Raw genomic sequence first — 26,762 nt, forward strand, 5'->3', positions numbered from 1 at the left:
TGTCGATAATGTTGATTATGTCAAATACGAAAAATCGACTGCACGAGGTGCTACTGGCCAAGCGTCCTCGCGTTCAAACCCTGCATCTCTGCACTTGACCTTGATTGAGGCCGGCTGCCGGTCCAGCTCATTCTTCGTCGTCCCGGCGCGGGCCGCGCGCCGGGACCGGTTGCCGCCTGGCGGCTTCCTCCCTGTCAGAACCGGTACGTCGCCCCGACCTGGAAGAAACGACCAAGGTTCGTGTAGAGCGACTGGTCATAGCCAGTGATGTCGGGCACGGCTTGCCACTCGACGTCGAACGGCGGCTTCTTGTCGAAGAGGTTCGTGATGCCGCCGTAAATCGTCCAATGCTTGAAGCCGCGATAGTTGAACATGAGGTTGAACTGGCTGTACGACGCCACCGATCCCGTACCGCCGTCGCCGAATTCCGCGGCCACGGCGTTCGTATATGGCCCCGTGTATTGCCAGGTCAGCGTGGTGGTCAGTTGCCGGTAGTCCCAGCTCACGCTCGTATTGCCCTTCCAGCGCGGGTTGCTCGCGCCGAACGGCTGCAGCAGCGCAAGGTTGTTGCCGGCGAAGTCCTGCGGTGCGGTTCCGGGGCTGTGCAGCTTGAAGTGCCACACATAAGTCCAGTCGCCTGCGAGCGTGAACGTGCCGTACTTGGTGCGCAGCGCTTTGCGGAAGTTGAGATCGAAGCCATCGGTGTCGAGCGCACCAAGGTTCACGAAATGCTGAACGAGGTAACGCACCGACCCGTCGGCGTTGCGCACGACGCGGGAGGGATCGTTGGCGACGAGCACCGCGTTCGGATCATCGGTACCGATGACTCCGTCGATGCGGACCTTGTAGAACGCCGCACCGATATCGGTCATCGCATCGGGTGAAAGCTGGAAGCCGATGTTGTAGTTCTTCGTGTGCTCGGGCTGAAGATTCGGATTGCCCGCGACTTGCTCCGTCGTGAAGTGCTTGGTCGGCACACCGCTCGGATCGTTCGGATCGACGAGGTTCTGGTGAGAGAGATAGACGGCCTGCGAGTTTTCGACGAGGGTCGGCGCGCGGAAGCCGCGACTGTACGATGCATACGTCGTCAGCATTTGCACCGGCTGGAAACGCAGCGCAAAGCTCGGCGAAAACGCCCCGCCGAAGTCGCTGTAGTGATCGTAGCGGCCCGCCTGCGTGAACGTCAGATTGCGCAGGATCGGAATGTCGACCTGGTAGAACGCGGCGGCGACGTTGCGCGAACCCTCCACCGTCTGCACGTTCGCGGGTGCGGATACGCCCTGCGACGCGAGCGTCTGCGGGTTGATCGTCGACGATTCGTGACGGAACTCGGTGCCCAGGCCCAGGCCGACCGGGCCCCCGGGCAGCGTGAAGAGATTCGACGTCGAGGCCTTGGCTGTCACGCTGTCGACCTTCGAGATGGCCTGCTGATCGTCGTCCGTGAAAACGCCATTCAGGCCGTTTGGCGTGGCGGCCGGGTTCGAGAAGTTGTAGGTGCCGTTCGCGAGCATGTTCTCGAGGCCCGCGACGTTGATCCGGTTGCGATACGTCGTATCGACGGTGCTCTGCGAGTGGCCGTAATCGGCCGACCAGTCCCACGCGCCGAATCTGCCCGTGTCGAACGAACCTTTGACGCCCGTGTTCGCCATCCAGAACGTCGATACCGTGTCCGCCCCCACGACGTTGCCCGGGAAGGTCAGGTTGATCGCCGTCGGCACGCCGAACGGGTTATAGGGGTTGCTCACCGGTACGGTGCGCGGCAGCGGCGAAACGGAACCGGTCGAAGGGTTGTAGACGTTCGTCGTGCTCGAGATCGAGGCCGGTCCCTGCAACTGGACGGTTTCATCGCGGCTCACCCAGAAGCCCGCATAGGCCTGCGTGTTGTCGTCGATCTTGAAGGTGGCGCGCACCTTCGCGTTCAGGCGCGTCGTGGACGGAACGAGCGATGTCGACGCGGCCGGGTTGTACGTGCAATTGGTCGCGCTCGTCTTGCTGCCCGGCGGGCACGGCGAAAGCGGCACCCTGGAGCCGTCCGCCAGCGACCAGTACGATTGCTGGTTCGGCCCGAGCGGCGCTGCCAGCCCGCCGGGATATTGCGTGAAGTCTTGCGCCGACGTCATGTCGCGATCGCCGAGCGTCGAGCCCGAATCGCGGTAATAGCTGGCGGCCGCGGTGACGTTGAAGCGATCCGAATTCAGGTCGCCGAAGCCGGCCAGTACACTGAAGTTGCCCTGCCCGTCGCCCGGATGCTGCGCCTTGCCGAGTTGGCCGTCGATCTGCAGGCCCTGAAAGTTCTTCTTCGTAATGATGTTGACGACGCCCGCGATCGCGTCCGAGCCGTAGACGGATACCGCGCCGGTCTTGACGATCTCGACGCGCTCGACCATGTTCAACGGGATCGCGTTGACATCGAAGAACGTGTCGGTGAAGTTCACCGACTGCGCATAGTTCGCGACGCGCTGGCCATCGACGAGCACGAGCGTGTATTTCTCGCTGAGCCCGCGCAACGCCATGCCGGCGCCGCCGGGGGCCGAGCTGTTCATCGTCGTCTGGCCCCAGCTGCTTGCGGAATTGGCCGACGTCGAACGCAGGAAATCGGCAACCGTCGTGTATCCGCTTTGCTGGATTTCCTTCGCGGTGATGACCTGCACCTCGGTGTGACCGACCTTGTCGGATGTACGGATCAGCGAGCCCGTCACTTCGAACTTGTCGAGCTTTTTCACGGTCTGCCCGCCCGCGGCGGTGCCCGATGCCGGCGCAGGCGCAGGCGCGGGCGCGGGCGCGGCGGCGGCCGAGCTGCCGGTTTGCTCGGCGGCGACGTTCCCGTCGACAGGCGTTGTCTGCGCGTAAGCGGAGGTACCCAAAGCCGCCGTCAACGCGACTTCAGCCCATACGATGCTGCGTATTGCCGATCCCAAAGCCGTTGGTTTCATAACACCCCTCTGTCGTCGCAAGGCCTTACCTTTTTGTATGCACGGAGATTCGCCGGCCTTTAAATAGCGTCGCCCCGCGTTCCTGATTCGTCGTCTGGCGATCAAAACCATTCCGTCCGTTTATTTCTTTCAAATTTATTTCCTCCACTGCGGAGTGGAATGAATTTGAAATAAAAGAAGCGGCATTCCTATAGAGTTAGGAAACCTAATTACATGGATCGATCTTTTCGTGCATCGAACGACCGCATACAAGATTCCCCTGGAACATTCGCACCATGGCGCTTCGTCAATTAGCGCGCATGTGTTGCCAGGAGAGGCAGTCGCTCGTTGAAGGGCTGCTTTACGTCTTCACTTTGAATGTCTTAATGCACGGAATCTTCATTACCGTTCACTACCAAAGTTTTACGTTGGACGCGAACATAGCAGGACAGAATCGACGCGTCAAAAAATATTTGATGCCACATAACTTTGTTTAGGTGCAATAGATGCACTCGGTTGGTGCCGAATAAAAATCGATATGGTTCATCCGCCGCTACCGTTGTTCTGTCTTCCTTGTGTGGCTGCCTTTTTCACCCGCTCGCGCATGCGCCGCAATGGAGCACGCGGCCGGTACTCGCCAGACCGAACTTTTTTGTTTACCAGAGAGGAGACACGAATCCTTGGCATGGAAACAGTTCGAACACGTGCTCCATGAATCCCGTCGTGTCGGCATAGTGTTCCGTGATCAAAAGATCGGACTCCTGATATTGCGGCCGTTCGAGCACATGCTTGGCGTCGCGCACCCGTCATCCCGTGATCGCACCGCCAACGCCCCGTCGCGACCATCAATCGATCTCCAGATTTTCGGCCGTTTCCACGCGCTGCGCGTCGCGCTTCGTCCCCGGCGCATGCCGCCCGCGCCGGCCTATGGATACCACCACCCGAAACGCCACCGGCGCGAACACGAGCCCGAACATCGTCGCGGCGAGCACGCCCCCGAACGCGCCCGTGCCGATCGATCGCCGGCTTTCCGCACCCGCGCCCGTCGCCAGCACGAGCGGCACGACGCCCAGCAGGAACGCCATCGACGTCATCATGATCGGCCGGAATCGTGCGGCGGCCGCGTCGATCACCGCCTGCCGCAGCGGCACGCCGCTCCCGGCCAGATCGCGCGCGTACTGCACGATCAGGATCGCATTCTTCGCCGCCAGCCCGACCACCGTGATCATCCCGACCTTGAAATACACGTCGTTCGGCATCCCGCGCGCGAGCGCCGCCGCGATCGCGCCGATCATGCCGAGCGGCACGATCGTCAGCACGGACAGCGGGACCGTCCAGCTTTCGTACAGCGCGGCAAGCGCCATGAAAACCGCGAGCACGGACAGCCCGACGAGCAGCGGCGTTTGCCGCGCGGCAACCTGCTCCTCGCGCGCCGCATCGACCCAGTCGAAGCCGATCCCGACCGGCAGTGCGCCGGCGAGCCGCTCCATCTCCGCCATCGCCGCGCCCGAACTCGTGCCGGTCGCCGCGCGGCCGCTGATGTCGAGCGACGGATAGCCGTTGTAGCGATTCAGCATCACCGGGCCGACCGTCCAGTGCGGCGCGGCGATGGCCGACAACGGAACCATGTCGCCGGTGCGGTTCGGCACCGTCAGCGCCATCAGTTGCGCATCGGTCACGCGCGCGGCCGGGTCGGCCTCGATGATCACCCGCCGCATCCGGCCCGATGCCGGAAAATCGTTGATGTAGTTCGAGCCGAACGTGCCGCCCAGAAGGCCCGCGATTCGCTCGAACGGCACGCCGAGCGCATACGCCTTCGCACGATCGACATCGAGTTCGATGCGCGGCGCGTCCGGCAGGTCTTCGAAATGCACGGCGGCGAGCAACGGATCCGCTTTCGCTCGTCCGGACAACTGCTCGCGAGCCGCCTTCAACGCGTCGAGCCCGACGCCGCCGCGATCCTCGAGCCGGAACGTGAATCCGTCGGAATGCCCGATGCCGCGCACCGACGGCGGCAGCGACGCCTCGACGTCACCGTCGAGGATCGTGCCGAAACGCCCGTTGAGCCGGTCGCGCAACGCCATCGCGTCGACGTCGCGCCGCGCCCAGTCCTTCAGCTCCACGAATGCCATCCCGACGTTCTGCCCGCTGCCCGCGAAACTCCAGCCGATCACGCTCGTCACGTTCGCGATCGCCGGCTCCGCGCGCAGGATCGCCTCGACACGCTCGACGACCGCGAGCGTGCGCGCCTGCGTGGCGCCCGCCGGCAACTGGATCATCACCTGCAGTTGCCCCTGGTCCTCGGTCGGCAGGAAGCCGCCCGGCATCATCCAGTACAGCAGCCCGCATGCGATCACGAGCGCCGCGTAGACCGCCACGACCATGCCGGTGCGGCGCACGGCGAACACGGCGAGACGGCGATAACCGGATTCGACGCGCGCGAAGGACGCACCGAAGCAGTCGGCCAGATGCGTGCCGATGCCACGTCGCCGCGCGCGGCCGATTCCGCCGTCGTGTCGCGCGACCGGCTTCAGCAGGTTCGCGCACAGCGCGGGCGTGAGCGACAGCGCCATGAACGACGACACCAGCATCGATGCGATCATCGCCACCGCGAACTGCCGGTAGATGCCGCCGACGGCGCCCGGAAAAAACGCCATCGGCACGAATACGGCGGTCAGCACCGCGGTCACCCCGACGATCGCACCGCCGATCCGCTTCATTGCGCGGCGCGTGGCGTCGCGCGGCGACACGCCCTCCTCCATCACCCGGTGCACGCTCTCGACGACGACGATCGCATCGTCGACAAGGATGCCGATCGCCAGCACGAGACCGAACATCGTGAACACGTTGATCGACAGTCCGAACGCCCACATCGCGACGAACGCACCCATCAGCGTGACGGGAATCACGACGGTCGGCACCAGCGTGTAACGCAGATCGCGCAGGAACAGCCACATCACGCAAAACACCAGCACGACCGCCTCGACGAGCGTCAGCACGACCTCCCGGATCGCGATCGTCACGAAATGGGCGCCATCGAACGGAATCTCCATCGCCACGCCCGGCGGCAATACCCTCGACAGTTCGGCAAGCCGCGCACGGATCGCGTTCGACGTTTCGAGCGCGTTGCCGCGCGGGCCGAGCTGAATGCCGACGGTGGCCGCCGGGCGGCCGTTCAGCCGCGAATAGAACGAATAATCGTCGCGGCCGATTTCGACACGCGCGACGTCGGCGACGCGCACCACCGAACCGTCCTGCTTCGACTTCAGCACGATCCGGCCGAACTCCTCCGGCGACGTCAGCTGTCCCTTGACGACGATCGTCGCGGTGAGCTGCTGGCCGCGCTCGAACGGCGCATCGCCGATCGCACCGGCCGTCACCGTCGCGTTCTGCACGCCGATCGCCGCGATCACGTCGTCGGCGCCGAGGTCGTATTCACGCAATTTGTTCGGATCGAGCCAGACCCGCAGCGCCTCGCCGGCGTCCCACAGCTCGGCCGCGCCGACGCCCGGCGCACGCTTCAGTTCGCGCAGCACGTAGCGGTTCAGGTAATCGCCGAGTTGCGCGGAATCGCGCGTGCCGTCGGTCGACGTCAGCGTGACGAGCATCAGGAACGTGTTCGCTGCCTTGAATACGCCGATCCCCTGCTGAACGACCTGCTGCGGCAACCGCGGCTCGACCTGCTTCAGCCGGTTGTTCACGTCGACGAGCGCGATGTCCGGATCGGTGCCGGGCGAAAACGTGACGTCGATCTCGAGATTGCCGTGACCGTCGCTGCTCGTCGCGTAATACAGAAGCCCGTCGGCGCCGTCGAGGCTTTCCTCGATGATGCTGCCGACCTCGCCGTCGACCGTCTCGGTCGACGCGCCCGGATACGCGGCCGTGATCACGACCCGCGGCGGCGCAAGCCGCGGATACTGCGCGATCGGAAGCTGCGGAATGGCGAGCACGCCCGCGACGACGATTGCGAGCGCAACGATCCACGCAAAGACGGGACGATCGATGAAGAACGATGGCATCGGCATGCGTCAGCGAACCGCCGGCGTTTCGGCGCGGGACCGCGGAACGGCATCCCCGTCGGCGCCGCACGGCGTTTGGGCGACCTGGGCGTACTTCGCCCGGTTCACGTCAATCATCGGTTCTCTCTTGTGTGCCGCGCACCGGAGCCAGCATCGACGACGCGAGCAGCGCGCGTGTATACGGATGGGACGGCGCATGCAGCACGTCGAGCGTATCGCCCTCCTCGACTACCCGCCCCGCCTTCATCACCACGACCCGGTGGGCCATTGCACGCATCACCGCGAGATCGTGCGTGATGAACAGGTAGCTCAGCTCGTACTTCTTTTGCAGATTCGTCAGCAGATTCAGCACCTGCTTCTGGATCGACACGTCGAGCGCGCTCGTCGGCTCGTCCAGCACCAGCAGCTCCGGCTCCACCGCCAGCGCGCGCGCGATCGCGATGCGCTGGCGCTGGCCGCCGGAAAATTCGTGCGGATAGCGAAGCATCGCTTCGGCCGGCAGGCCGACCTCCTGCAGCAGCGCGGCGACCCGCGCGCGCCGCGCGGCGCCGGCTACCTGCGGCCGGTGCACGGCGAGCCCCTCGCCGACGATCTGCTCGACCGTCATCCGCGGCGACAGCGAGCCGAACGGATCCTGGAACACGACCTGCATCCTGCCGTACAGCGCGCGCCTGCCGCCCGTCGTCCGCAGCGCGTCCAGCGGCATGCCGTCGATTTCGATCGAGCCCGCGGCCGGCCGCTGCAAGCCGAGCACCGTCGCCGCCAGCGTCGATTTCCCCGAGCCCGATTCGCCGACGATTCCCAGCGTTTCGCCGCGCCTCAGATTCAACTTCACATCGTGCACGGCGCGGAACGTCGTCTTGCCGAGCACCGCGCGCCAGCCCTTCGCCGCGATGCGGTAATCGACGGCGAGGTCCTGCACGTCGAGAATCGTCTGCGCGCCGGCCGCGACCGGCTCGACGTCCCGCTGCGGGGCGCTGTCGAGCAGCCGGCGCGTATAGGCGTGCTGCGGCGCGGCGAACAGCGCGTCGGTCGTGTTCGTCTCCACGAGCACGCCCTGCTCCATCACGGCCACGCGCTGCGCAAAACGCCGCACGAGATTCAGGTCGTGCGTGATCAGCAGCACGGCCATCCCGCGCGCGGCCGCCTCCTGCTCCTGCAGTTCGATCAGCAGATCGACGATCTGCTGGCGCACCGTCACGTCGAGCGCCGTCGTCGGCTCGTCGGCCAGCAATAGCCGCGGCCGGCATGCCAGCGCCATCGCGATCATCGCGCGCTGCCGCTGCCCACCCGACAACTGATGCGGAAAGCTGTCGATGCGCCGTTCCGGCTCCGGAATCCCGGTGCGCCGCAGCAGCGCGATCCCCCGCTCGCGCGCATCGCCCGGCCGCAGCCCCTCGTGCAGCCGCAGGCTCTCGGCGATCTGCTTACCGATCGTATACAGCGGATTCAGCGCCGTCATCGGTTCCTGGAACACCATCGCGATGTCGGCGCCGCGAATCCCGCGCATCTGCCGTTCGGTCTTCGCGAGCAGGTCCTCGCCGTCGAACAGCATCCGTCCCGACAGCGTCGCCTGCTGCGCGAGGCGCAGGATCGACAGCGCCGTCACGCTCTTGCCCGACCCCGATTCGCCGACGAGCGCCACGCGCTCGCCGCGGCCGACCGACAGGCTCAGGTCCTGCACGGCCGCCTTCGTACCGAAGCGCGCCGAAAACCCGTCGATCTGAAGCAACGCATTCGCCATCATCGCTCCCCGCCGAATGCCGAGCCGCGCGAGCGCGTGTCGAGCGCGTTGCGCAGCGCGTCGCCCATGAAGGTCAGCAGCAACAGCGTGATGACGAGCGCCGCGAACGCGGAGATCGAGATCCACCACGCGTCGAGGTAGTTCTTGCCTTCCTGCAGCAGTTCGCCGAGGCTCGGCGTCGGCGGCTGCACGCCGAGGCCAAGGAAGTCGAGGCTCGTCAGCGACAGGATCGCCGCGCTCATCCGGAACGGCAGGAACGTGATCACCGGCGTCAGGCTGTTCGGCAGCACGTGCCGCCACATGATCTGCCAGTTCGACAGTCCCATCGTGCGTGCGGCCTTCACGTAGTCGAGCGCGCGGTTGCGCAGGAACTCCGCGCGCACGTAATCAGACAGCACGAGCCAGCCGAACATCGACAGCAGGATGAACAGCAACCACAGCGAAGGCGTGAAGATCGATGCGAAGATGATCAAGAGGTACAGGTCCGGCAACGCACTCCAGATCTCGATCAAGCGCTGCCCGATCAGGTCGGTGCGGCCGCCGTAGAAGCCCTGCAGCGCGCCGGTCAGCACGCCGACCAGCACCCCCGACACGGTCAGCGCGAACGCCATCAGCACCGACAGCCGGAACCCGTACAGCAGTCGCGCGAGCACGTCCCGCCCGAACTGGTCGGTGCCTAGCCAGTTGCTCGCCGACGGCGGCGCCGGATACGGCCGCGATGCGAAATAGTCGATCGTGTCGTAGCGGTAACGATTCGGCGGATAGATCGCGAAATTGCCGCCTGCCTCGAGCTTCGCGCGAATGTACGGGTCGAGATAGTTGGTCTTCGCCGGAAAGTCGCCGCCGAACTCGGTCTCCGGATAGTCCTTCACGATCGGAAAGTAATAGTGCCCGTCGTAGCGCACGAGCAGCGGCCGATCGTTCGACAGGCCGTCGGCACACAGGCTGAGCACGAACAGCGTCGCGAAGATCGCGAGGCTTGCATAGCCGAGCGGCTGCGCACGAAAGCGCTGCCACGTGCGCCGCCACGGCGACGGCGACGGCGCGCACGCTGGATCAGTGGTCCAGGCGGCTGAACTGGATACGGGGGTCGACGAGGACATAGCAGATATCCGCGATAAGCTTGGTCAGCAGACCGATCAGGGTGAACAGGAACAGCGAGCCGAGCACGACCGGATAGTCGCGGCGGATCACCGAGTCGTACGACAGTTGCCCCATCCCGTCGAGCGAGAACAGCGTCTCGATCAGCAGGTTGCCGTTCAGGAAGGCACCGACGAACGCGGCCGGCAACCCGGTGAGCAGCGGGATCGCCGCATTGCGCAGCACGTGCTTCCACAGCACGTCGCGCTCCGGCGCCCCTTTCGCGCGCGCGGTCAGCACGTATTGCCGGCCGATTTCGTCGAGGAACGTGTTCTTCGTCAGGATCGTGACGATCGCGAAATTGCCGATCACCGACGCGGTGACCGGCATCACCATGTGCCACAGATAGTCGAGCGTCTTGCCGATCAGCGTCAGGTCGTCGAAGTTGTCCGACGTGAGCCCGCGCATCGGAAACACCTGCCAGAACGTGCCGCCGCCGAACAGCATCAGTAGCAGCACGCCGAGCACGAAGCCCGGCACCGCGTACCCGGTCAGCACCAGCACGCTCGTCACGGTGTCGAACCGCGAACCGTTGCGCACCGCCTTCGCGATGCCGAGCGGCACCGACACGAGATACGTGAGGATCACCGTCCAAAGCCCGAGCGTGATCGACACCGGCAGCTTCGAGCGGATTACCGCCCACACGCTGCGGTGCGCGAAGTAGGACTGGCCGAGGTCGAACGTCGCATAGCTTTTCAGCATCAGCACGTAGCGTTCGAGCGGCGGCTTGTCGAAGCCGAACTGCTTGCGGATCTGCTCGATCTGCTGCGGGTCGACACCCTGGCTGCCGTGGTAGCCGCCTCCACTTCCGCCCGCCTCCCCGCCGCGCGTGCTGCCGTGGCGCAATTGCGCGAGCACCTGCTCGACCGGGCCGCCCGGCACGAACTGCGTGACCGCGAACGTGATCGTCACGACGCCGATCAGCGTCGGGATCATCAACAGCAGGCGCCTGAGTATGTATGCCAGCATGGTTGTTCTCCGTCAGGCCGCCGGAGCGGGTTGGACCGCCGGCCGCTTCCCGTACCAGTAGTCGACGATCCAGTCCTCGTACTGATAGGAAGCCGGCACGACCGCCGGATGGCCGAGCGTCGTCTTGTACGCGATCCGCGCGTTCGGCATGTAGTACTGCGGGACCAGTACGTACAGATTGATCAGCACGCGATCAAGGGCGTGCGTGGCCGTCTCGAGATCGTCGAGCGTATTCGCCGCGAGCGCCGCGCGGATCAGCGCATCGACGGCTTTCGACTTCACGCCCGGATAGTTCTCCGAGCCGGGCTGCGAGGCAGCCGCGCTGCCGAAACGGCGCGTCAGCTCCGCGCCGGGGATCGTCACGGGCGAGTAGATATACGTCGTCATGTCGTACTCGAAATTGTCGAGCCGCTTCTGGTAGAGCGCGCTGTCGATCTCGTGCAGGTACGCATGGATGCCGAGCGTCGCGAGCGCTTGCGTGTACGGCAGGATCAGGCGATCCATGCCGGGCTGGTCGTCGATGATCTCGATCGTCATCGGCGTGCCGTTCGCGTCGCGCAGCGCGCCGTCGCGATAGTGCCAGCCGGCCTGCGCGAGCAAGTCGCGCGCTTGCCTGAGGTTCGCGCGCAGCGAGCCCGGCGGCAGCGTCGACGGCTGCTTGACCATCGGCCCGAACACCTCCGGCGGCAGCGTCGAGCGGTACGGTTCGAGCAGCGCGAGCTCCTTCGCGCTCGGCATGCCGGACGCGGCGAACGGGCTCGCGTCCCAGAAGCTGTTGGTGCGGCGGTACTGTCCGTAGAACATCATCCGGCTCATCCAGTCGAAGTCGAACGCCAGCGCGAGCGCATGCCGCACGCGCACGTCCTGGAACATCGGCTTGCGCAGGTTCATCAGGAAACCCTGCATCTGCGCGGGGCCGTCCGGGAATTCCCCCTTCTTCAGCATGCCGTTGCTGAAATTCTTGCCGACGTACTTGCGCGCCCACTGCGTCGAGCTGTACTCCATCCGCGCGTCGACATCGCCGGCCTTGAACGCCTCGAGCGCCGTGTACTGGTCGAGGTACAGCTTGAACGACACGCGCGCGAAACGGAACATCCCGCGCCGCGACGGCAGATTCGCGGCCCAGTAGTGCGGGTTGCGCACGTACGCGATCTGCTTGTCGTTCCTGCGCTGCTCGATCAGGTACGCGCCGCTCGCGATCGGCGGCTCGTTCGCGATCTGGTCGAACGCCGGCCGCGTACCGTCCGCGCGCTGCCCCCACTTCGGCGAGAACACCGGCAGGTCGCCTGCGATCAGCGCGGCGTCGCGCTCCGCGTGCTTGAATTCGAAGCGGATCGTGTGGCTGTCGACGACCACCGCGCGCTTGATGATCGAGAATTGCGCGTTGTACAGCGGCGACGCCTGCGGGCTCGTCAGCGTATCGAACGAATACTTGATGTCAGCCGCGGTGATTGCGTCGCCGTTCGAGAAGCGCGCGGCCGGATTGATGTGGAACGTCGCGGACAGTCGATCCGGCGCGACCTCGACGTCGTCGGCGATCAGCGCGTATTCGGACGCGAGTTCATCCCAGCTGCGCTGCATCAGCGTGTCGAACATCAGGTTCTTGATGTCCGGCGCGGGCGAGCCGCGGGTCAGAAACGGGTTCAGCGAGTCGTAGCTCTGTGCTTCGTCGTAGTTTTCGAAGTTGAGCGTGCCGGTATCCGGCGCCTGCGGGTCCGCATAATCGAAATGCGTGAAGCCCGGCGGGTATTTCGGCTGGTCATATTGCGCGATGGCCGGCACCGCGCGCGCGGCTTGCGGCATGACCGCGGCGTATGCGATCAGCACCACGCATGCGAACAGTGCGTGTATCCGTCGCCATTTCAACAGTCTCATGTTCAATCAACCCGGTAGCGTGCCGGCCCGATGCCCGCGCGCGATCAATGCCTGCCGATTCATACGTCGTCGATGCCGGTCGAACCCGGCAGTACCGTCATCGCGCCTGGTTAAAAAAAGGCCGCTCCGAATTAGGGGTAGTGGACGTGGAGCGGCCTGTCCAAGCAGTTCGGTCTTGCGCGTGTCGGCGTCAGAACTTGTACGTCGCGCCAACCTGCGCGAAGCGGCCGATATACGAATACACCGACGTGTCGTACCCGCTCTGGCTCAGCGTGCCGTTCGCGAAGATCGGATCGTACGGCGGCGTGCGGTTGAAGATGTTGTCGATGCCGCCGTAGATCGTCCAGTTCTTGAAGCCCGTGTACGTCAACATCAGGTTGAACTGGCTGTACGAACCGACCTTCGGCGGCTCCGCCAGCAGGTTCTGCGCGTACGGGCCCGTGAACTGCCACGTCAGCGCCGCATCGAACTTGCGATAGTTCCAGTCGAGCGTCGTGTTGCCGCGCCAGCGCGGGAAGCTGCCGCCGAACGGCTGCGTGATCGTGAAGTTGTTGCCCGCGCCGTTGATCGGTGCGCTGCCCGGGAAGCCGATCTTGTAGCTGTTGACGTACGCCCAGTCGCCCGACAGTGTGAGCATGCCCCAGCCCTTGAGCGGCAGACCCTGGCGGAACGTGCCTTCGAAGCCGTTCGTGTCGAGGTAGCCGAGGTTCTGGTACGGAATCACCTTGTACAGCAGCTGGCCGGTCGTCGGGTCGGTCACGACCTGCGACGGCTTGCCCTGGCCGATCACGTTGTCGATGCGGATCTTGTACCAGTCGAAGCCGATATCCGTGTAGCGGGCCGGCGAAACCTGGAAGCCGATGTTGAAGTTGCGCGTGCGTTCCGGCGCGAGGTTCGGGTTGCCGACCGTGATCGACGTGTAGTTCTGGCCGGTAGCCGGGTCGACCTGGATGCCGAGCGTCTGCGACTTGCTGTCCTCGACGAAGGTCGGCGCGCGGAAGCCGCGGTTGTACGACGTATACAGCGTGAGCGCCTTGATCGGCTGGTAGCGCAGCGCGAAGCGCGGCGAGAACGCACCGCCCACGTCCGTGTAGTGGTCGTAGCGACCTGCCTGGCTGAACGTCAGGTTCTCCAGGATCGGCACGTTGACCTGGTAATAGATGGCCGCGACGTTGCGCGCGCCGTTCACGGTCTGCAGATCGGGCGAGATCACCGCGCCGCTCAGGTACTCGGAGCCCGGCGTCAGCGTTTCGCTCTGGTGCGTGAACTGTGCACCGAAGCCGATGCCGACGTCACCGGTCGGCAGGTGGAACAGGTTCGGTGTCGACAGCGTCGCGTCGATCGTATCGAGCTTCGAGATGCCGAGGTTGTTCGCTTCCTGGTACAGGCCGTTGAAGGCGTTCGGCGTCGCGGCCGGGTTCGCGAAATTCAGCGTGCCGTTCTGGTAGATGTTGTTCAGCGCATTCACGTTCAGCTGATTCGTGAACACGTTCGACACCGTGCTCTGCGAATGGCTGACCGACGTCGCCCAGTCCCAGTCGCCGTACGGCAGCGTGAACGAGCCCTTGATGCCGGCCGCCGCGCGCCAGTAGTTCGCCCAGGTCTTCTGCGCGACCGTGTTCGGGAACGCGTAGGTCAACGGCGTCGCCGCGCCCGTCGTGTTGTACGGGTTGGTCACCGGCACGACCGTGTTGAACGGCGACAGCAACTGCGTCTGCGGATTCCACACCAGCGCCGGGTTCTGCGGGTTGCCGATCACGTTGTTCCACAGGCCATCGTTGGTCGTGGTCGTGTTGTAGCTTTCCAGGAAGTCCGCGAACGCCGTCGTCGTGTCGTTGATCTTGAAGTCGCCATGCAGCTTCGCGTTCAGGCGTTCGGTCATCGGCAGGATCGACGTGCTTTCCGCCGTGTTGAACGCGCAGATCGTGCCCGGCAGGCCGGCCGACAGCGAGTTCGTCGCGGCCGGGTGCACCGCCCCGCCGAACGGGCAGCCGTTCAGCGCCTGCGCACTGCCGTCGGGCATGTTCCAGTAGGACGGCCCGAGCAACGAAAAGCCGCCCGGCTTGCCCGTGAAGTCCTGGTTGCGGGTCGAATCGCGATCGGCAAGCGTGAAACCGTTCGACTTGTAGTAGCTGAGCGCCGCCGTCACGTTGAAGCGGTCGGCGTTCAGGTCGCCGAAGCCGCCGAGCACGCCGAACTTCGTCGTGCCGTCGCCGTTGCCGGCGTTGATCGCGCTGCCGATGCTGCCGTCGAGCTGCAGCCCGCGGAAATTGTGTTTCGTGATGATGTTGACGACGCCGCCGATCGCGTCCGATCCGTATTGCGACACCGCGCCCGTCTTCACGATTTCGATGCGCTCGATGTCGTTGAGCGGCAGCGTGTTGAGGTCGAAGAACGAATCGACGCTGTTCGAGAAGAACGCATACGGCGCCACGCGCTGGCCGTCGACCAGCACGAGCGTGTATTTCTCGGACAGGCCGCGCAGCGCGATGCCGGCCGCGCCGGCCGCGAAGTTGCCCGACTGCCCTTCGCCCCAGCTATTCGCCGAGTTCGCCGTCGCATTGCGCAGGAAGTCGGTCACCGTCACCGCGCCGCTGGCCTGGATCTCCTTCGGCGTGATGGTCTGTACCTGCTGAAAGCCGGTCTTGTCGGATTGCCGGATCAGCGAGCCGGTCACCTCGAAACGCTTGATCTGTGCGACCTTGCCCTGCCCGTTCGCGGCTGCGCCGGGTGCTGCCGCGCCCGTTTCAGCAGGCGTGCTTGTGGTACCGCCCGCCTGCGCGACGATCGCGGCCGGAGGCGCGCCGGTCGCGACTGCATCCGCCACGGCAACAGCGCCAGGCGCCGGCTGGCTCTGTGCGAAGGCCGGCACCGCCAGCGTCGCGGTGAGTGCCAGTTCTGCCCAGACTATTCTTTTGATGGCCAACGCTAGCGCTCTCTGCTTCATCTTGTTTCCTCTCGCTCGTCAGTAAGACCCCACCCGCTGCACGTCCGAATCTTGTGAATTCGTCGCGCGTCCTGGGCACCCGTGTACCGGAGCCCGCCATTTCCGTCCTGCCAACCACCGCGATCCGAACGGATCGACCGTGCAGCGCGAACACCGCATGGCCTTTTCGTATTATTTGATTTGCAATACTGATTACTTACATTGAGTGCACAGCTTGCTTACCGCTTCCAATAACTCTGGTCCGACGGGCTAGAACAGCCGCGGCGTACCGACCCAGACGATCACCGCCTCTTCGTCGGCCGTGTTCTGCCACGCATGCGGCGTCGTCGACTCGTAGTGCGCGGTGTCGCCCGCGCCCAGCATGAACGTGCAATCCTCCAGCGTGAGCACGACCCTGCCGCGCATCACGTAGAGAAACTCCTCCCCGGCATGCGTCGTCACTTCCGACGGCGACTGCCCCGCCGGTATCCTGACGAGAATCGCATCGAGCTTGCGACCGTCCACGAGATTCGTCAGCCGGGCAAAGGAACTGGCTGAGTTCGCGAACTGGAAATACTGCAATGCGTCGCCGCGGCACACCGAGCGCGCCTCGGTTGGCGTGTCGATGAAGTACTGCATCGTCACACCGAGCGCCTTCGCGATTCTCACCAGCGACGTGATCGACGGCGTCGCGCGCCCACGCTCGACCTGCGACAGGAACGGCTTCGAGATCCCTGCCGTCGTGGCCGCTTCGTCGAGCGTGAGTTTCAGCCGCTGCCGAAGCGCGCGGATCTTGTTGCCGAGCGAAACCGCGACGAGCACCGATTCATCGGGAGGCAAGACCATGGAAGAACGGAACCTCTCAATCGAAATCGGTTTGATGTCGGCAGGCCTTCCCCGATGCCATGAGGCTGCCGCCACGGCGCGACACTCTGCTCCCCTTCGCCGCCGGGCGCACGTCGCACGTGCCGCGAAGCGGGATTCCGGCTTCGTGGTCGCGCGATTCACGCTCATTTCATTCGGTTTACTAATTAACGAAACTGCCCCTTTTCTTCGCCCAGACAGACTTCCCCTCCTTCAAGTCGCCGCAATACCACGTGTATGCCGCACGGCGCCCATCCCGCATCGCGCGCCTGCTTCCCCCTCCGTCGTTACCGCGACGCCACGACCGTCCAGAGCTTCGCCAGATCCCCCGATCCGTCGGTACCCTTCACCGTCCGCAGCACCTGGACCGCATGCGCCTTCTCGCCCGCCACGTAGTACGCTTCGCCGAGCCGCAGCCGCGCCACATCGGGATGCTCGAGCCCGCCCTTCGCGATCGCCTGCTCCATCATCGACAGCCCCTGCGCCGCGTGGCCCGCAAACACCAGATTCATGCCCGCGTCGATCGGCGCCACCGGATCGGCAGCGTCCGCGCCCGACTGCGCGCGCTTGTCGGCCAGCGCCCGCAGCCGTTTCTCGCGGTCCGCCTGCGCGTCCTTGCCCAGCACGCCGGACGCGAACCCCTGGTCGATCACCTGCCGGCCTTCGGCCGGCGTGCCCGCCACCAGCGCGAGCTGCGTCATCTCCATATAGGCGTCGGCCGTCGTCAGCGAGCCCGCCGCCCGGCGCAATCGGTAGATGTCGAGGTCGAGCGACGACAGGTAACCGGGGCTGCCGCGAATCGCCGAGACCATTTCCTCCCAGTACGCGGGGCTCGGGTGATAAGCCACCAGCATGGCGAGCGCGCTGCGATAGGCGCCGGCATCCTTGCTCTTTTGCGCGCAGGTCGCCAGCATCTGCAACTGCCCTTCGTCCGGCGCGTGGCCGGCCTTCACCTGTGCGTCCGTGCTGGCCTTCAACTGGCTCACGACCTGGCCGCAATCGTTCGACAGGTAATACGACTGCGTCAGCAGCATGCGCATTTCCGGGTCCGTGCCGCCCGCCTTCAGGTAGCGCTGCGCGACGCGGATCGCCTGCGGATAGTTCTTCTGCTGGAAGTAGATTCCCGCGAGCGCCGCCGTCGTCCGCTGCTCGTCCTCGCCCGACAGGCGCCCCGAGTTCAGCACGGTTTCGTAGGCCTGCGCGGCCACGCCCGTATCGCCGGCCGCCATCGCCGCCGCGCCGCGCGTCGCTTCCACCATGTAGGTTTCATACGGCGTGCGGTTGGGCACGGCGGCCGCCTGCGCGATCTTGCCGAGCGCGTCGCGATACTTGTGCGCGCGATACAGCTCCTGCGCCGCCGCCAGCGGCTTCGCCACATCGGGCCGCAACGCGTCGGCTGCCCACGCCGGCCGGCCGAGCGCACAGGCCGCACCGAGCGCCGTCAGCGCCACCATCCGTTTCCATCGTTGCTGGTTCATCGGTTGGCCTGTCCCGTCATTGCATGAACTGCTCGTTGCCGATCAGGCCGATCTTCGTCGCGCCCACGCGCTGCGCAGACGCCAGGACGGCCGCCACGTCCTTGTATGGCGCCAGCTTGTTCGGCCGCAGATGGATCTCTGCCTGTACGGGCTCGTGCGCGACTTCCGTCAGCTTCGCCTCGAGTGCCGCGCGATTCGGCACCGGCGCGCCGTTCCACGTCGTCGTGCCGTCGAAGTCGATGTCGATCTGCACGACTTCCGGCGGTGCGGCGGGCGGCGGCGGGTTCCCCACCGGCAGGTCCATCTTCACCGAATGCATCTGGATCGGGATCGTGATGATCAGCATGATCAGCAGCACCAGCATCACGTCGATCAGCGGCGTGGTGTTGATGTCGACCATCACGTCCGGCTCGCTGCTGCTCCCGCCCGAAGGCACGTTCATTCCCATCGTTTGCTCCTGTCGATCTGAGTTAGCGCTTTAGCGCTTACTCAGATCCCATGCTTCGCGGTCGACCAGAGTTAGCGCTTTAGTGCTTGCTCAGATCCCATGCTTCGCCATCAATCAGAACCGGCGCGTGTGCCGCTCCCATGCAACGTTAACCACCCCGCGCCGGCGGTTCCGTGATGAACGACACCTTCGCGATACCCGCCCGCTCGCACATCGTGATGACCCGGCCGATGAACTCGTAGCGCGTGTTCTGGTCGCCCCGCACGTGGACGCTCGGTTGCGGCTGCTGCTGCGACACGCCCTTCAGCTTCGCGAGCAACGTCGACGCATCGACCAGTTGCTCACCCCAGAAGAAATCGCCGTCGCGGTTCACCGCGATCTCGACGCTCTTCGGCGTGGTCTGCAGCGGCTGCACGACCTCCTTCGGCAACTGCAGCTGGATCGTGTGCGTGACGACCGGAATCGTGATCAGGAAGATGATCAGCAACACCAGCATCACGTCGACGAGCGGCGTCGTGTTGATGTTCGCGATCACCTCGTCGCTTTCGTCCTGCCCGACGTTCATGCCCATCGCGCGCCTCCGTCAGCCGGTCAGTTCACGAGCGACGCGGCGGCCGACGGCACGCGAGCGGGACGCTTGCTGCCGGCCAGCAGCACGGTATGCAGCTGGGCGCCGAAGTTGCGGACCCGCTCCATCACCGACTTGTTGCGCCGGACCAGGAAGTTGTAGCCGAGTACAGCCGGCACCGCGACCGCCAGGCCGATCGCCGTCATGATGAGCGCCTCGCCCACCGGGCCCGCGACCTTGTCGATCGACGCCTGGCCCGCGATCCCGATCGCCGTCAGCGCGTGATAGATCCCCCAGACCGTGCCGAACAGCCCGACGAACGGCGCGGTCGAGCCGACCGTCGCGAGGAACGCGAGCCCGTCCTGCATGCGGTTCGACACGTTCGTGATCGAGCGCTCGACGGACACGTCGATCCACGTGTTGCGATCCACGGCTTCGAGCAGCGCCTCGTCGTGATGCTCGCCCGCCTCGATTGCCGTTTCGGCGATGAAGCGGAACGGCGATGCCTCGTCGAGCAGCTTCGCGCCCTCGGCCAGCGACGGCGCGCTCCAGAGCTGCGCGTCGGCGAGTTTCGCGCGGCGGTTCGCCCGCAACTGTTCGACGAACTTCGTGATCATGATGTACCAGCTGCCCATCGACATGATCACGAGCAGGATCAGCACGAAGCGCGCGACGAAGTCGCCGTTCTTCCAGAGCGCGCCGAGCCCGTACGGATTCTCGACCGCTTCGGTGGTGGCCGGCGCCGGCGGCGGGGCCGGCTCGGCGGCAGCGGGCGCCTGCGTCGGCGCCGCGGCCTGCGTCGACGCGTCGGATGTCGCCGCGGGTCCGCTCGCTTGCGCGTAAGCGAGCTGCGGTGCAACGAGCCCGTCGATTGCGGCGACGGACATCAACAGGCTTGCCGCCAGCGCGGCCAGAGAACGCTTCGTCATACCCCACTCCAATTCTTTCGTTGAACTTACGATTTAGGTTCAAGCCGGTTTTCACCGGTCCGGCTCCCGCCGGACCGCCCACTGCATCAATTCAGGTTGAACGAGAACGGCACCTGCACCCGTACCGCCTGGCCTTGCGCCACGCATTTGAACCGCTTCACGGTGTTGTAGGCCGCACGATCGAGCACGGGGTCGGCCGACTGGGCCACGCGTTCGTTCGTGATGTTCCCTTCCGCATCCACGACGAACTCGATCGTCACGTCACCCGTGATGTTGTTTTCCTGCGCTTCCTTCGGGTACTGCATCGACGCGCGCATCGAGTCCGAATTCGGGCAGACGACACCCACTTCGTGACTGACCGGCTTGGCCGGCGCGGGCGGTGCGACGACCGGCGCCTGCACGGCCGGCGCGGACGGCACCGGTGCCGACTGGTGCGTGATGGTCGCCTGCTGCGGGGGTGCCTGCACCGGCACTTCAGGCGGCGGCACGAACGGCGGCGGCGGCGGCGCGAACTTCGGCGGCGGAAGCTTGACGACCGGCATCGGCGGGGGCGGCGGCGGCTTCACCGGCTCGATGATGCGGGTTTCGATCGGATGCTGGATCACCTGCACGACCTTGGTCGCGAGGCCATTGAGCAATGCGTAGATCAGCACTGCATGCAACAGGAGGACGACTGCGATGCCGCCGAAACGGCGCACCGGATTCTGCTGCTTCTTGCCGAATTCCCGCGGACGGCCCAGCGTGGCCAGTCCGCTGTTCGAAGCAACCAGATGCTCTTCGACTTTCATGCCCACTATCCTTCCCCCAAGCGAATCGCCCAGTTTCGCGATGATGGCCGGCGCCGGAACCGGGTCGGTTCCGGCGCCGCCTCAACTCGAAATTTCATTTTTAATTCAATTGGCAATCCGAATTGAAAGTATCGATTTCGGATCCCGTTTATTCAATTTCAAGGAATCGTTTCAACCGCAACGGGATAGCCGCCCTATCCGGCGTCTATCCCGCACCAGCGTGGTCAGGCAATTGTCAGCTGCGTCGACACAGGCACATTTCTCGTATGACGATTGGATCTTCGTTACACGCTGATGTCAGCCTGGCCGTTCGTCTTGGGTGCAGAAGATAGCAAGGAAAAAATCCGGGCGTCAAACTTTATTTGATACTTGAATACAAAGTTTGGAGGCCTTACTCGAATAACGAGTTAGTAAACTTCGCCAACCATTTCCCATTAATTTCGTAATTGGTTTGTATGGTTATCGCACTAATTCAGTGCTCATCCAAAATAATCACCAATTTAGTGCTGGCACACCGAATCGGTGCACTCCGGAATGAGCAATGCCGGATGCGCTTCATTGTCCGATGCATGGATGGAAGCCGATTGACCGCTTTCATGCAGGCGGGGTCCTGTTCAGGCGATATCCGTACGGTCGATCTTCGTTACTTTTAATAGGATTGCAAATCAAAATATTGAAACCTCCTGCAACGATCCAATTCTCAAAATGATCTGCATAACGAATGTATCTTCCGACGACGGATAAAGCCGGGGCCACGGGAATTCGTTGCCCGCCCTTCTGCACGCACGGGCATCCCCACCTCACCGAGCCCGGTGGGAAAATGCCCGCGCATGCTTCATCGACACACGACCCGCATCGCTCAGGACAGCATCATCCCCTGCATCCGGTGCGAGAAATGCGCGCGCTCGGCCGTCTCCATCAGCATCAGGAATTCGTCCTGCATCATGTGAATCAGCGCTTGATGATCGCCGGCCTCGAAATAGACTTCCGGCTGCTGCGCGAGGTGTTCCTCGAGAAACGTCTTCATCCCGTACGCCATGCAGACCGGCGGCAGCGCGCCCATGTCGCAATCCTTGAACAGCTCGCGCAACTCGACCTCCCGGGCGAGCACGAGATGGCGCCCCGTCTTCACCCAGAGATCCGACAGGCGCACGGCGTGCGTCGTCGGCAATACGGCGGCGACGTAGCCTTCGGCGTCCTCGAGAAGCACGGTTTTCGCGAGACGATCGCCGGGAATATGCGCGGCGGCGGCCGTCTCCATGCTCGTATGACTATAGGGGTGGTACACGACTTCGTACCGCGATGACTTCTGGCGCAGGCAATCCTGCAGGGTGGCTGAGACCGGCATGGCGCACCTCGTCTGGGCGAATCGGACGAATAGGGCGAACGGTGTTCGCTCCCGGTTCGTTCAGCATAGGTCGCATTCCGGGCCAATGGAAATGCCCTCGTGCAGCGCCCGCCCACATGGCCCGGCAGCCGGCCCAACTCGCTTTCAAGGCCTTCGTCTGCCCTCGCCGGCGTGCGGAATCCGGCCCCGGAATACGCTTGGCGGACCCTCATTTCTGCAGGCAGATTTCAGGCAGTGCGAACGAAAATGCGGCCGCACCCGCTAATTTGCCGACGTCGAGAAACTCGACCGTTAGTTGCATTTTAAGAAGAACATCGGGACACCGCCCGGGATGCGTCGTTCAAAAAACGAACCCGTGAATGCCCGTCGTCACAACCGGCAAACCCCGCCGCCAACGGCTTTCCCGCTGCCCTATACTGAGCCAGCCGCCCACCCTCCCGCGGCGGAAACCGACTCCCGGAGCAATCATGCATTACCAGTTGATCTACGAACTCGTCGACGATTACCTGTCGCGGCGCGAGCCGTTCCGTGCGGAACATCTGGCGCTCGCGCAGGCCGCGACCGAGCGCGGCGAACTGGTGCTCGCCGGCGCGCTGGCGGACCCGGCCGACCAGGCGGTGCTCGTGTTCGAAGGCGATTCGCCGGAAGCGGCTGAATCGTTCGCGCGCGCCGATCCGTACGTGCAGAACGGCCTCGTGAAATCGTGGCGCGTGCGGCCGTGGCGCGTCGTGGTCGGCAAGCACGCACCGCGTCCAGCCTGAAGCCGGACTACAGCCACCCTGCCCGTTTGAAACGCCACCACAGCGCGAGGTCGGCGATGGCCATCACCGCGATGCAGCCGTAGAACCCGTATTTCAGGTGCAGCTCGGGCATGTTCGCGAAGTTCATCCCGTAGATGCCGGCGATCATCGTCGGTATCGCGAACAGCGCGGCGAACGAGCCGAGCCGCTTGGTCACCTCGTTCTCCGCGAGCGAAATCATCCCGAGGTTGACCTGGATCGCGGTGACGACCATCTCGCGACGCCCTTCGATCGTCTTCACGATCCGCTGCAGATGGTCGTACACATCGCGGAAGTAAGCCGCCATCCCGCTGCACACCTGCGGCACGCGCCCGCCGGTGAGCTTCGCGAGCGGCTCCATCAGCGGCGCCGTGTGCTGGTACAGCAGCACGAGCCGGCGCTTCAGCGAATAGAGATCCTCGATGATCGCGCGCGACGACGCCGGCGTCGCCTTCGCGAAGATGCGGTCCTCGAGCTCCTCGAGTTCCGCTCCGAGCGTTTCGAGGATCGGGAAATACCGGTCGACGACCTGATCCATCAACGCGTAGAACACGAACGCCGAACCCTCCCGCAACAAGTGCGGCTCGCGCTCGCAACGCTTGCGCACGTCGCGGAAATCGTGCTCGGTATGGTTGCGGATCGACAGCACGTAATTCGGGCCGACGAATACGTTCAATTCGCCGACCTTGAATTCGTCGTCCTCGTCGAGTTCGACCGTGTGCAGCACCGCGAACAGCGAATCGCCGTATTCCTCGATCTTCGGCCGCTGATGGCCTTTGCGGGCATCCTCGAGCGCCAGTTCGTGCAAGCCGAACTCCTCGCCCATCAGGTCGATTTCCTCGGGCGTCGGGTCCTTCAGCGCGACCCACACGAAGCATTCGGGCTTCGACACGTAATCGCTGATGGCGTCGATGTCGATATCGGCCAGCTTGCGGCCGTCCTGGTAAGCAGCACAGTTGATCAGCATGATGTCGGTGACGTTGCGGTTTGCGCATCAGTTTACCGGTTTGCTGCACGGACGGCCCGGCTTGCGCGGCACGCCGATATTGGTCATGATCGGGCTGCGTGCGCCGCAGCATGCGCGTCGAGGCACTTCTACAGGCCCGCCGGGCCTGCGTTGCGCGATGCACAACGGCCGTGCGGCCCAACCGTCAAGGAGACTGATCTATGTGGTATTTCTCGTGGATACTCGGCATCGGCGTGGCGCTCGGCTTCGGCATCATCAACGCGATGTGGCTGGAAGCGGAAGTGTTCTCGCGTGGCGACCAGCTCGGCGATACGTCGGGCCAGCGGTCGGGGAGCCGGCATTCGTGACGCACCTGGTATTCTTCTGCGGTCACGCCGGCACCGGCAAGACCACGCTCGCGAAGCGGCTCATCGGGCCGCTGATGCGCGCGACCGGCGAAGCGTTCTGCCTGCTCGACAAGGATACGCTGTACGGCCGTTACAGCGCGGCCGCGATGGGCGCGCTCACGGACGACCCGAACGACCGTGACAGCCCGCTCTACCTGAAACATCTTCGCGATCCCGAATACCAGGGCCTGCTCGACACCGCCCGCGACAATCTCTCGCTCGGCATCGGTGCGCTCGTCGTCGGCCCGCTGTCGCGTGAAGTGCGCGACCGGCGCATCCTCGATCGCACGTGGCTCGGCATCGCGCCGGACGTCACGCTGACGGTCGTCTGGGTCCACACGTCGGAAGACGTCGCGCACCAGCGGATCGTCGCGCGCGCCAACCCGAACGACGCGTACAAGCTCGCGCACTGGGACGAATACCGGCAGCGCCGCTTCGTGCCGACCGGCCACGAATGCGACGGCATCGTGATGTTCGACAACACCGCGCCGTCCGACGCGGACCTCGACGCGCTGCTGTCCCGCATCGTGCCGCCGCCGCAACCGGCAACGATCGTCCCGCCGCTGCCGGCCTGAGCGCGCCGCCCGGCGCCCTTTCCCTTCCCGCAAAAAACAACGCCGGAAGCGCTGCTGCGCTCCCGGCGTCGTACGGCCCTCGTGCCAATGACTGGCGAATGGTCTTGTAATGACGGTCAGGCGACCGCGTGCACGCGCTCCATCGTGCCGCCGTCGTACAGCTTGCCGAAGCGGTTCGACAGGAACGCCTTGAGCGACACCTTCTCTTGCGGGATGAAACCGCTCTGCGGCAGCTTCTTCTCGCGGAACAGATCCAGCACCGCGCACATCGCGCCGGCCGTCGTGATCTGGATCGCGCTCATGTGCATCCCGCACACGTCCTTCGCGAAGATCTTGCGCGTGAACACGTCCTGCACCAGCTGGCCGTCCTTCACGCCCGTCACCGTGACGAACACGAGCACGACGTCCTGCTTCGTCGACGGCACCGCGCGGCGCATGATCGACTTCAGCGTGTCGCGATCGGTCGACAGGCGCAGGTCTTCCAGCAGGAACTGAACGAGTTCGCGGTGGCCCGGATAGCGCACCGACTTGTAGTCGAGCGTCTCGACCTTGCCCGACAGCGTCTCGCACAGCGTGCCCAGGCCACCCGACGTGTTGAACGCTTCGTATTCGGTGCCGTCGAGCGAGAAGTGCTCGAGGCCTTCGAGCGGCTGCACCCATTGCTTGCGGCCGTCGCGGATCGCTTCGCACGGCTGGCAGTATTCGTTGATCAACCCGTCGACGCTCCACGTCAGGTTGTACTTCAGCGCGTTGGTCGGATATTCGGGCAGCGCGCCGACGCGCATCTTCACGTCGCGCACTTCGCTGAAGCCGTTCACGAGCTCGTGCGCGGCAATGCCGATGAAGCCCGGCGCGAGGCCGCACTGCGGCATGAACGCGCGGTCGGAGCCGTCGGCCAGTTCGCGGATCGCGTGCGTGGCGCGCACGTCTTCGGTCAGGTCGAAGTAATGAACGCCGGCAGCCTTCGCGGCGGCGGCCACGTTGACCGCGAGGTAGTAAGGCAGCGCGTTGACGAGCGCATCGAAGCCCTTCACCGCTTCGCGAATCGCATTCGCGTCGGCCGAATCGACCCGTTGCGTCGCGATGCCTTCGCGCGACAGCTTCGCGAGCGTATCCGCATCGCGGTCGAACGCGACGACTTCGTAGTCGCCCGTTTCGCGCAGCATGTGAGCAATGGTGTGGCCGATCAGACCTGCGCCGACGATGGCGATTTTCATGCGCTTATCTCCTGATGATGGGTTTCGTGTTGGTGTACGGCGTCGAGCCATGAACACAGTTTAGGGACGCTCAAAATCAGTTCCAAGACGAAGAATGATGCGAAACGACCGATAAATTCGACGTTATGACGACACTTTTCGCCGAAACGACCATTTCATCTAAAAATCGCGTAAAGGCGCTGTCGCAAACCGGCCGTTGGCGGTGGCGCGTTGCAACGACGAAGACGACGACGCACGGCATGGCTCCCGACACACGAACTGCACATGCGTCACGGGCTACACGCCGGTCGAAGCGGAATACGGAAAGGAGAGTCGCGAGAGAGACGCGCGAAGTGCGCGGAAGGATGGCGATCGGCACTCGTGCCGATCATGAGGGACAGCGAATGCCGATACGAAGGCGGCCGGGCATCTACCCGCCGTTAATCCAGACACCCGTGACGTAACGAAACCGGCGCCGCGCATGCGCCGTCCGTCATGTGCGGTGCCGCATGCAACGGCTCAGCCGCCGATCGTCCCGCGGTCGATCTTGCGCGACAGGATGATCGACGTCGTCGTGCGCTCGACGCCTTCGAGCGTGCCGATCTGGTCGAGCAGGTCGTTGAGCCGTTCCGGCGAATCGGCGCGCAGCCACGCGACGTAGTCGTACTCGCCGCTCACTGCGCACAGCAGCTGGACTTCCGGCATCCGGTCGAGCTTGCGCAAGACGTCCTTGCCGAATTTCGGCGTGAGGATGATGCCGACGTACGCGTAGATGCTGGCGTCCAGCACGTCCTGCCCGAGCCGCACGCTGTACCCGGCGATCACGTTCGTGCGTTCGAGCCGCGCGATGC

20 protein-coding genes and 1 pseudogene are annotated in these 26,762 nt (G+C 64.5%); 3 read left to right on the forward strand and 18 right to left on the reverse strand.

The window, feature by feature from the left end:
• Window positions 1–194: 194 nt before the first annotated feature.
• The 15 genes and pseudogenes from JMF86_RS08305 to JMF86_RS08375 all read right to left on the reverse strand — a co-directional run bounded on the left by JMF86_RS08305 (window position 195) and on the right by JMF86_RS08375 (window position 22,008).
• Window positions 195–2,933 (reverse strand): TonB-dependent siderophore receptor, encoded by a 2,739-nt coding sequence (locus JMF86_RS08305; RefSeq protein WP_125380664.1) that lies wholly within the window; start codon window positions 2,931–2,933, stop codon window positions 195–197.
• A gap of 653 nt (window positions 2,934–3,586) precedes the next feature.
• A pseudogene (locus JMF86_RS08310) lies at window positions 3,587–3,718 on the reverse strand (Tn3 family transposase); the annotation flags it as partial.
• 39 nt (window positions 3,719–3,757) lie between these two features.
• Entirely contained in the window at window positions 3,758–6,931 is a 3,174-nt protein-coding gene (locus JMF86_RS08315; protein ID WP_201316948.1) for a multidrug efflux RND transporter permease subunit, read from the reverse strand.
• A 109-nt stretch (window positions 6,932–7,040) separates the two neighbouring features.
• Window positions 7,041–8,675, reverse strand: coding sequence for an ABC transporter ATP-binding protein (locus JMF86_RS08320; protein WP_201316946.1), 1,635 nt, complete (start codon window positions 8,673–8,675; stop codon window positions 7,041–7,043).
• Window positions 8,675–9,778, reverse strand: coding sequence for an ABC transporter permease (locus tag JMF86_RS08325; protein WP_054927851.1), 1,104 nt, complete (start codon window positions 9,776–9,778; stop codon window positions 8,675–8,677). Before JMF86_RS08325 ends, JMF86_RS08320 begins: the two co-directional genes overlap by 1 nt.
• A complete protein-coding gene (locus JMF86_RS08330; protein ID WP_125380662.1) occupies window positions 9,732–10,784 on the reverse strand; it encodes a microcin C ABC transporter permease YejB in 1,053 nt (350 codons plus the stop codon). Before JMF86_RS08330 ends, JMF86_RS08325 begins: the two co-directional genes overlap by 47 nt.
• Before the next feature lie 12 nt (window positions 10,785–10,796).
• On the reverse strand, window positions 10,797–12,659 hold the full coding sequence (locus tag JMF86_RS08335; RefSeq protein WP_125380661.1) for an extracellular solute-binding protein: 1,863 nt from the start codon (window positions 12,657–12,659) through the stop codon (window positions 10,797–10,799).
• Window positions 12,660–12,849: 190 nt separating this feature from the next.
• Complete coding sequence (locus JMF86_RS08340; RefSeq protein ID WP_125380660.1) at window positions 12,850–15,606, reverse strand: TonB-dependent receptor; 2,757 nt, start codon at window positions 15,604–15,606, stop codon at window positions 12,850–12,852.
• Between the two features lie 249 nt (window positions 15,607–15,855).
• A complete protein-coding gene (locus JMF86_RS08345) occupies window positions 15,856–16,431 on the reverse strand; it encodes a helix-turn-helix domain-containing protein (RefSeq protein WP_074802650.1) in 576 nt (191 codons plus the stop codon).
• A 305-nt stretch (window positions 16,432–16,736) separates the two neighbouring features.
• Window positions 16,737–17,927, reverse strand: a complete 1,191-nt coding sequence (locus JMF86_RS08350) for a tetratricopeptide repeat protein (RefSeq protein WP_125380658.1) — start codon at window positions 17,925–17,927, stop codon at window positions 16,737–16,739.
• Between the two features lie 16 nt (window positions 17,928–17,943).
• On the reverse strand, window positions 17,944–18,375 hold the full coding sequence (locus JMF86_RS08355; protein ID WP_012328556.1) for a biopolymer transporter ExbD: 432 nt from the start codon (window positions 18,373–18,375) through the stop codon (window positions 17,944–17,946).
• Window positions 18,376–18,523: 148 nt separating this feature from the next.
• Window positions 18,524–18,946, reverse strand: coding sequence for a biopolymer transporter ExbD (locus JMF86_RS08360; RefSeq protein WP_011549764.1), 423 nt, complete (start codon window positions 18,944–18,946; stop codon window positions 18,524–18,526).
• Between the two features lie 20 nt (window positions 18,947–18,966).
• Window positions 18,967–19,872, reverse strand: coding sequence for a MotA/TolQ/ExbB proton channel family protein (locus JMF86_RS08365; RefSeq protein WP_125380657.1), 906 nt, complete (start codon window positions 19,870–19,872; stop codon window positions 18,967–18,969).
• 86 nt (window positions 19,873–19,958) lie between these two features.
• Window positions 19,959–20,660, reverse strand: coding sequence for an energy transducer TonB (locus tag JMF86_RS08370; protein WP_006481523.1), 702 nt, complete (start codon window positions 20,658–20,660; stop codon window positions 19,959–19,961).
• Window positions 20,661–21,519: 859 nt separating this feature from the next.
• A complete protein-coding gene (locus tag JMF86_RS08375) occupies window positions 21,520–22,008 on the reverse strand; it encodes an aminoacyl-tRNA deacylase (RefSeq protein ID WP_006475975.1) in 489 nt (162 codons plus the stop codon).
• Between the two features lie 467 nt (window positions 22,009–22,475).
• Here JMF86_RS08375 and JMF86_RS08380 point away from each other — a divergent pair, with 467 nt between their 5' ends.
• Complete coding sequence (locus JMF86_RS08380; protein WP_006475974.1) at window positions 22,476–22,769, forward strand: YciI-like protein; 294 nt, start codon at window positions 22,476–22,478, stop codon at window positions 22,767–22,769.
• A 7-nt stretch (window positions 22,770–22,776) separates the two neighbouring features.
• Here JMF86_RS08380 and corA read toward each other — a convergent pair whose 3' ends face one another.
• Entirely contained in the window at window positions 22,777–23,754 is a 978-nt protein-coding gene (gene corA / locus JMF86_RS08385; RefSeq protein WP_006475972.1) for a magnesium/cobalt transporter CorA, read from the reverse strand.
• 200 nt (window positions 23,755–23,954) lie between these two features.
• Here corA and cydX point away from each other — a divergent pair, with 200 nt between their 5' ends.
• Together cydX and JMF86_RS08395 are read left to right on the forward strand one after the other, a co-directional pair.
• Complete coding sequence (cydX, locus tag JMF86_RS08390; RefSeq protein WP_125380656.1) at window positions 23,955–24,101, forward strand: cytochrome bd-I oxidase subunit CydX; 147 nt, start codon at window positions 23,955–23,957, stop codon at window positions 24,099–24,101.
• Window positions 24,098–24,715, forward strand: a complete 618-nt coding sequence (locus tag JMF86_RS08395; protein WP_011694291.1) for an ATP-binding protein — start codon at window positions 24,098–24,100, stop codon at window positions 24,713–24,715. The genes cydX and JMF86_RS08395 overlap by 4 nt, the downstream gene beginning before the upstream one ends.
• Before the next feature lie 116 nt (window positions 24,716–24,831).
• Here JMF86_RS08395 and JMF86_RS08400 read toward each other — a convergent pair whose 3' ends face one another.
• Both JMF86_RS08400 and JMF86_RS08405 read right to left on the reverse strand, forming a co-directional pair.
• Window positions 24,832–25,932 carry a saccharopine dehydrogenase family protein gene (locus JMF86_RS08400; protein ID WP_125380655.1) on the reverse strand — a complete coding sequence of 367 codons (1,101 nt, stop codon included), beginning with the start codon at window positions 25,930–25,932 and terminating at the stop codon, window positions 24,832–24,834.
• A 498-nt stretch (window positions 25,933–26,430) separates the two neighbouring features.
• Window positions 26,431–26,762: Lrp/AsnC family transcriptional regulator (locus tag JMF86_RS08405; RefSeq protein WP_201316947.1), on the reverse strand; the 332-nt coding region annotated here is incomplete at its 5' end.

Origin of the sequence: Burkholderia sp. E168m15 (assembly GCF_016586105.1) — a bacterium.
GTDB lineage: Bacteria > Pseudomonadota > Gammaproteobacteria > Burkholderiales > Burkholderiaceae > Burkholderia > Burkholderia orbicola.

What these genes read in the sequence shown, in the direction of transcription:
- JMF86_RS08370 (WP_006481523.1), bottom strand. Translation starts at nt 20,660, where the DNA reads ATGAAAGTCGAAGAGCATCTGGTTGCTTCGAACAGCGGACTGGCCACG.
- JMF86_RS08305 (WP_125380664.1), bottom strand. Translation starts at nt 2,933, where the DNA reads ATGAAACCAACGGCTTTGGGATCGGCAATACGCAGCATCGTATGGGCT.
- JMF86_RS08330 (WP_125380662.1), bottom strand. Translation starts at nt 10,784, where the DNA reads ATGCTGGCATACATACTCAGGCGCCTGCTGTTGATGATCCCGACGCTG.
- JMF86_RS08400 (WP_125380655.1), bottom strand. Translation starts at nt 25,932, where the DNA reads ATGAAAATCGCCATCGTCGGCGCAGGTCTGATCGGCCACACCATTGCT.
- JMF86_RS08325 (WP_054927851.1), bottom strand. Translation starts at nt 9,778, where the DNA reads ATGTCCTCGTCGACCCCCGTATCCAGTTCAGCCGCCTGGACCACTGAT.
- JMF86_RS08355 (WP_012328556.1), bottom strand. Translation starts at nt 18,375, where the DNA reads ATGGGAATGAACGTGCCTTCGGGCGGGAGCAGCAGCGAGCCGGACGTG.
- JMF86_RS08315 (WP_201316948.1), bottom strand. Translation starts at nt 6,931, where the DNA reads ATGCCATCGTTCTTCATCGATCGTCCCGTCTTTGCGTGGATCGTTGCG.
- JMF86_RS08335 (WP_125380661.1), bottom strand. Translation starts at nt 12,659, where the DNA reads ATGAGACTGTTGAAATGGCGACGGATACACGCACTGTTCGCATGCGTG.
- cydX (WP_125380656.1), top strand. Translation starts at nt 23,955, where the DNA reads ATGTGGTATTTCTCGTGGATACTCGGCATCGGCGTGGCGCTCGGCTTC.
- JMF86_RS08345 (WP_074802650.1), bottom strand. Translation starts at nt 16,431, where the DNA reads ATGGTCTTGCCTCCCGATGAATCGGTGCTCGTCGCGGTTTCGCTCGGC.
- corA (WP_006475972.1), bottom strand. Translation starts at nt 23,754, where the DNA reads ATGCTGATCAACTGTGCTGCTTACCAGGACGGCCGCAAGCTGGCCGAT.
- JMF86_RS08360 (WP_011549764.1), bottom strand. Translation starts at nt 18,946, where the DNA reads ATGGGCATGAACGTCGGGCAGGACGAAAGCGACGAGGTGATCGCGAAC.
- JMF86_RS08340 (WP_125380660.1), bottom strand. Translation starts at nt 15,606, where the DNA reads ATGAAGCAGAGAGCGCTAGCGTTGGCCATCAAAAGAATAGTCTGGGCA.
- JMF86_RS08375 (WP_006475975.1), bottom strand. Translation starts at nt 22,008, where the DNA reads ATGCCGGTCTCAGCCACCCTGCAGGATTGCCTGCGCCAGAAGTCATCG.
- JMF86_RS08350 (WP_125380658.1), bottom strand. Translation starts at nt 17,927, where the DNA reads ATGAACCAGCAACGATGGAAACGGATGGTGGCGCTGACGGCGCTCGGT.
- JMF86_RS08365 (WP_125380657.1), bottom strand. Translation starts at nt 19,872, where the DNA reads ATGACGAAGCGTTCTCTGGCCGCGCTGGCGGCAAGCCTGTTGATGTCC.
- JMF86_RS08320 (WP_201316946.1), bottom strand. Translation starts at nt 8,675, where the DNA reads ATGGCGAATGCGTTGCTTCAGATCGACGGGTTTTCGGCGCGCTTCGGT.
- JMF86_RS08380 (WP_006475974.1), top strand. Translation starts at nt 22,476, where the DNA reads ATGCATTACCAGTTGATCTACGAACTCGTCGACGATTACCTGTCGCGG.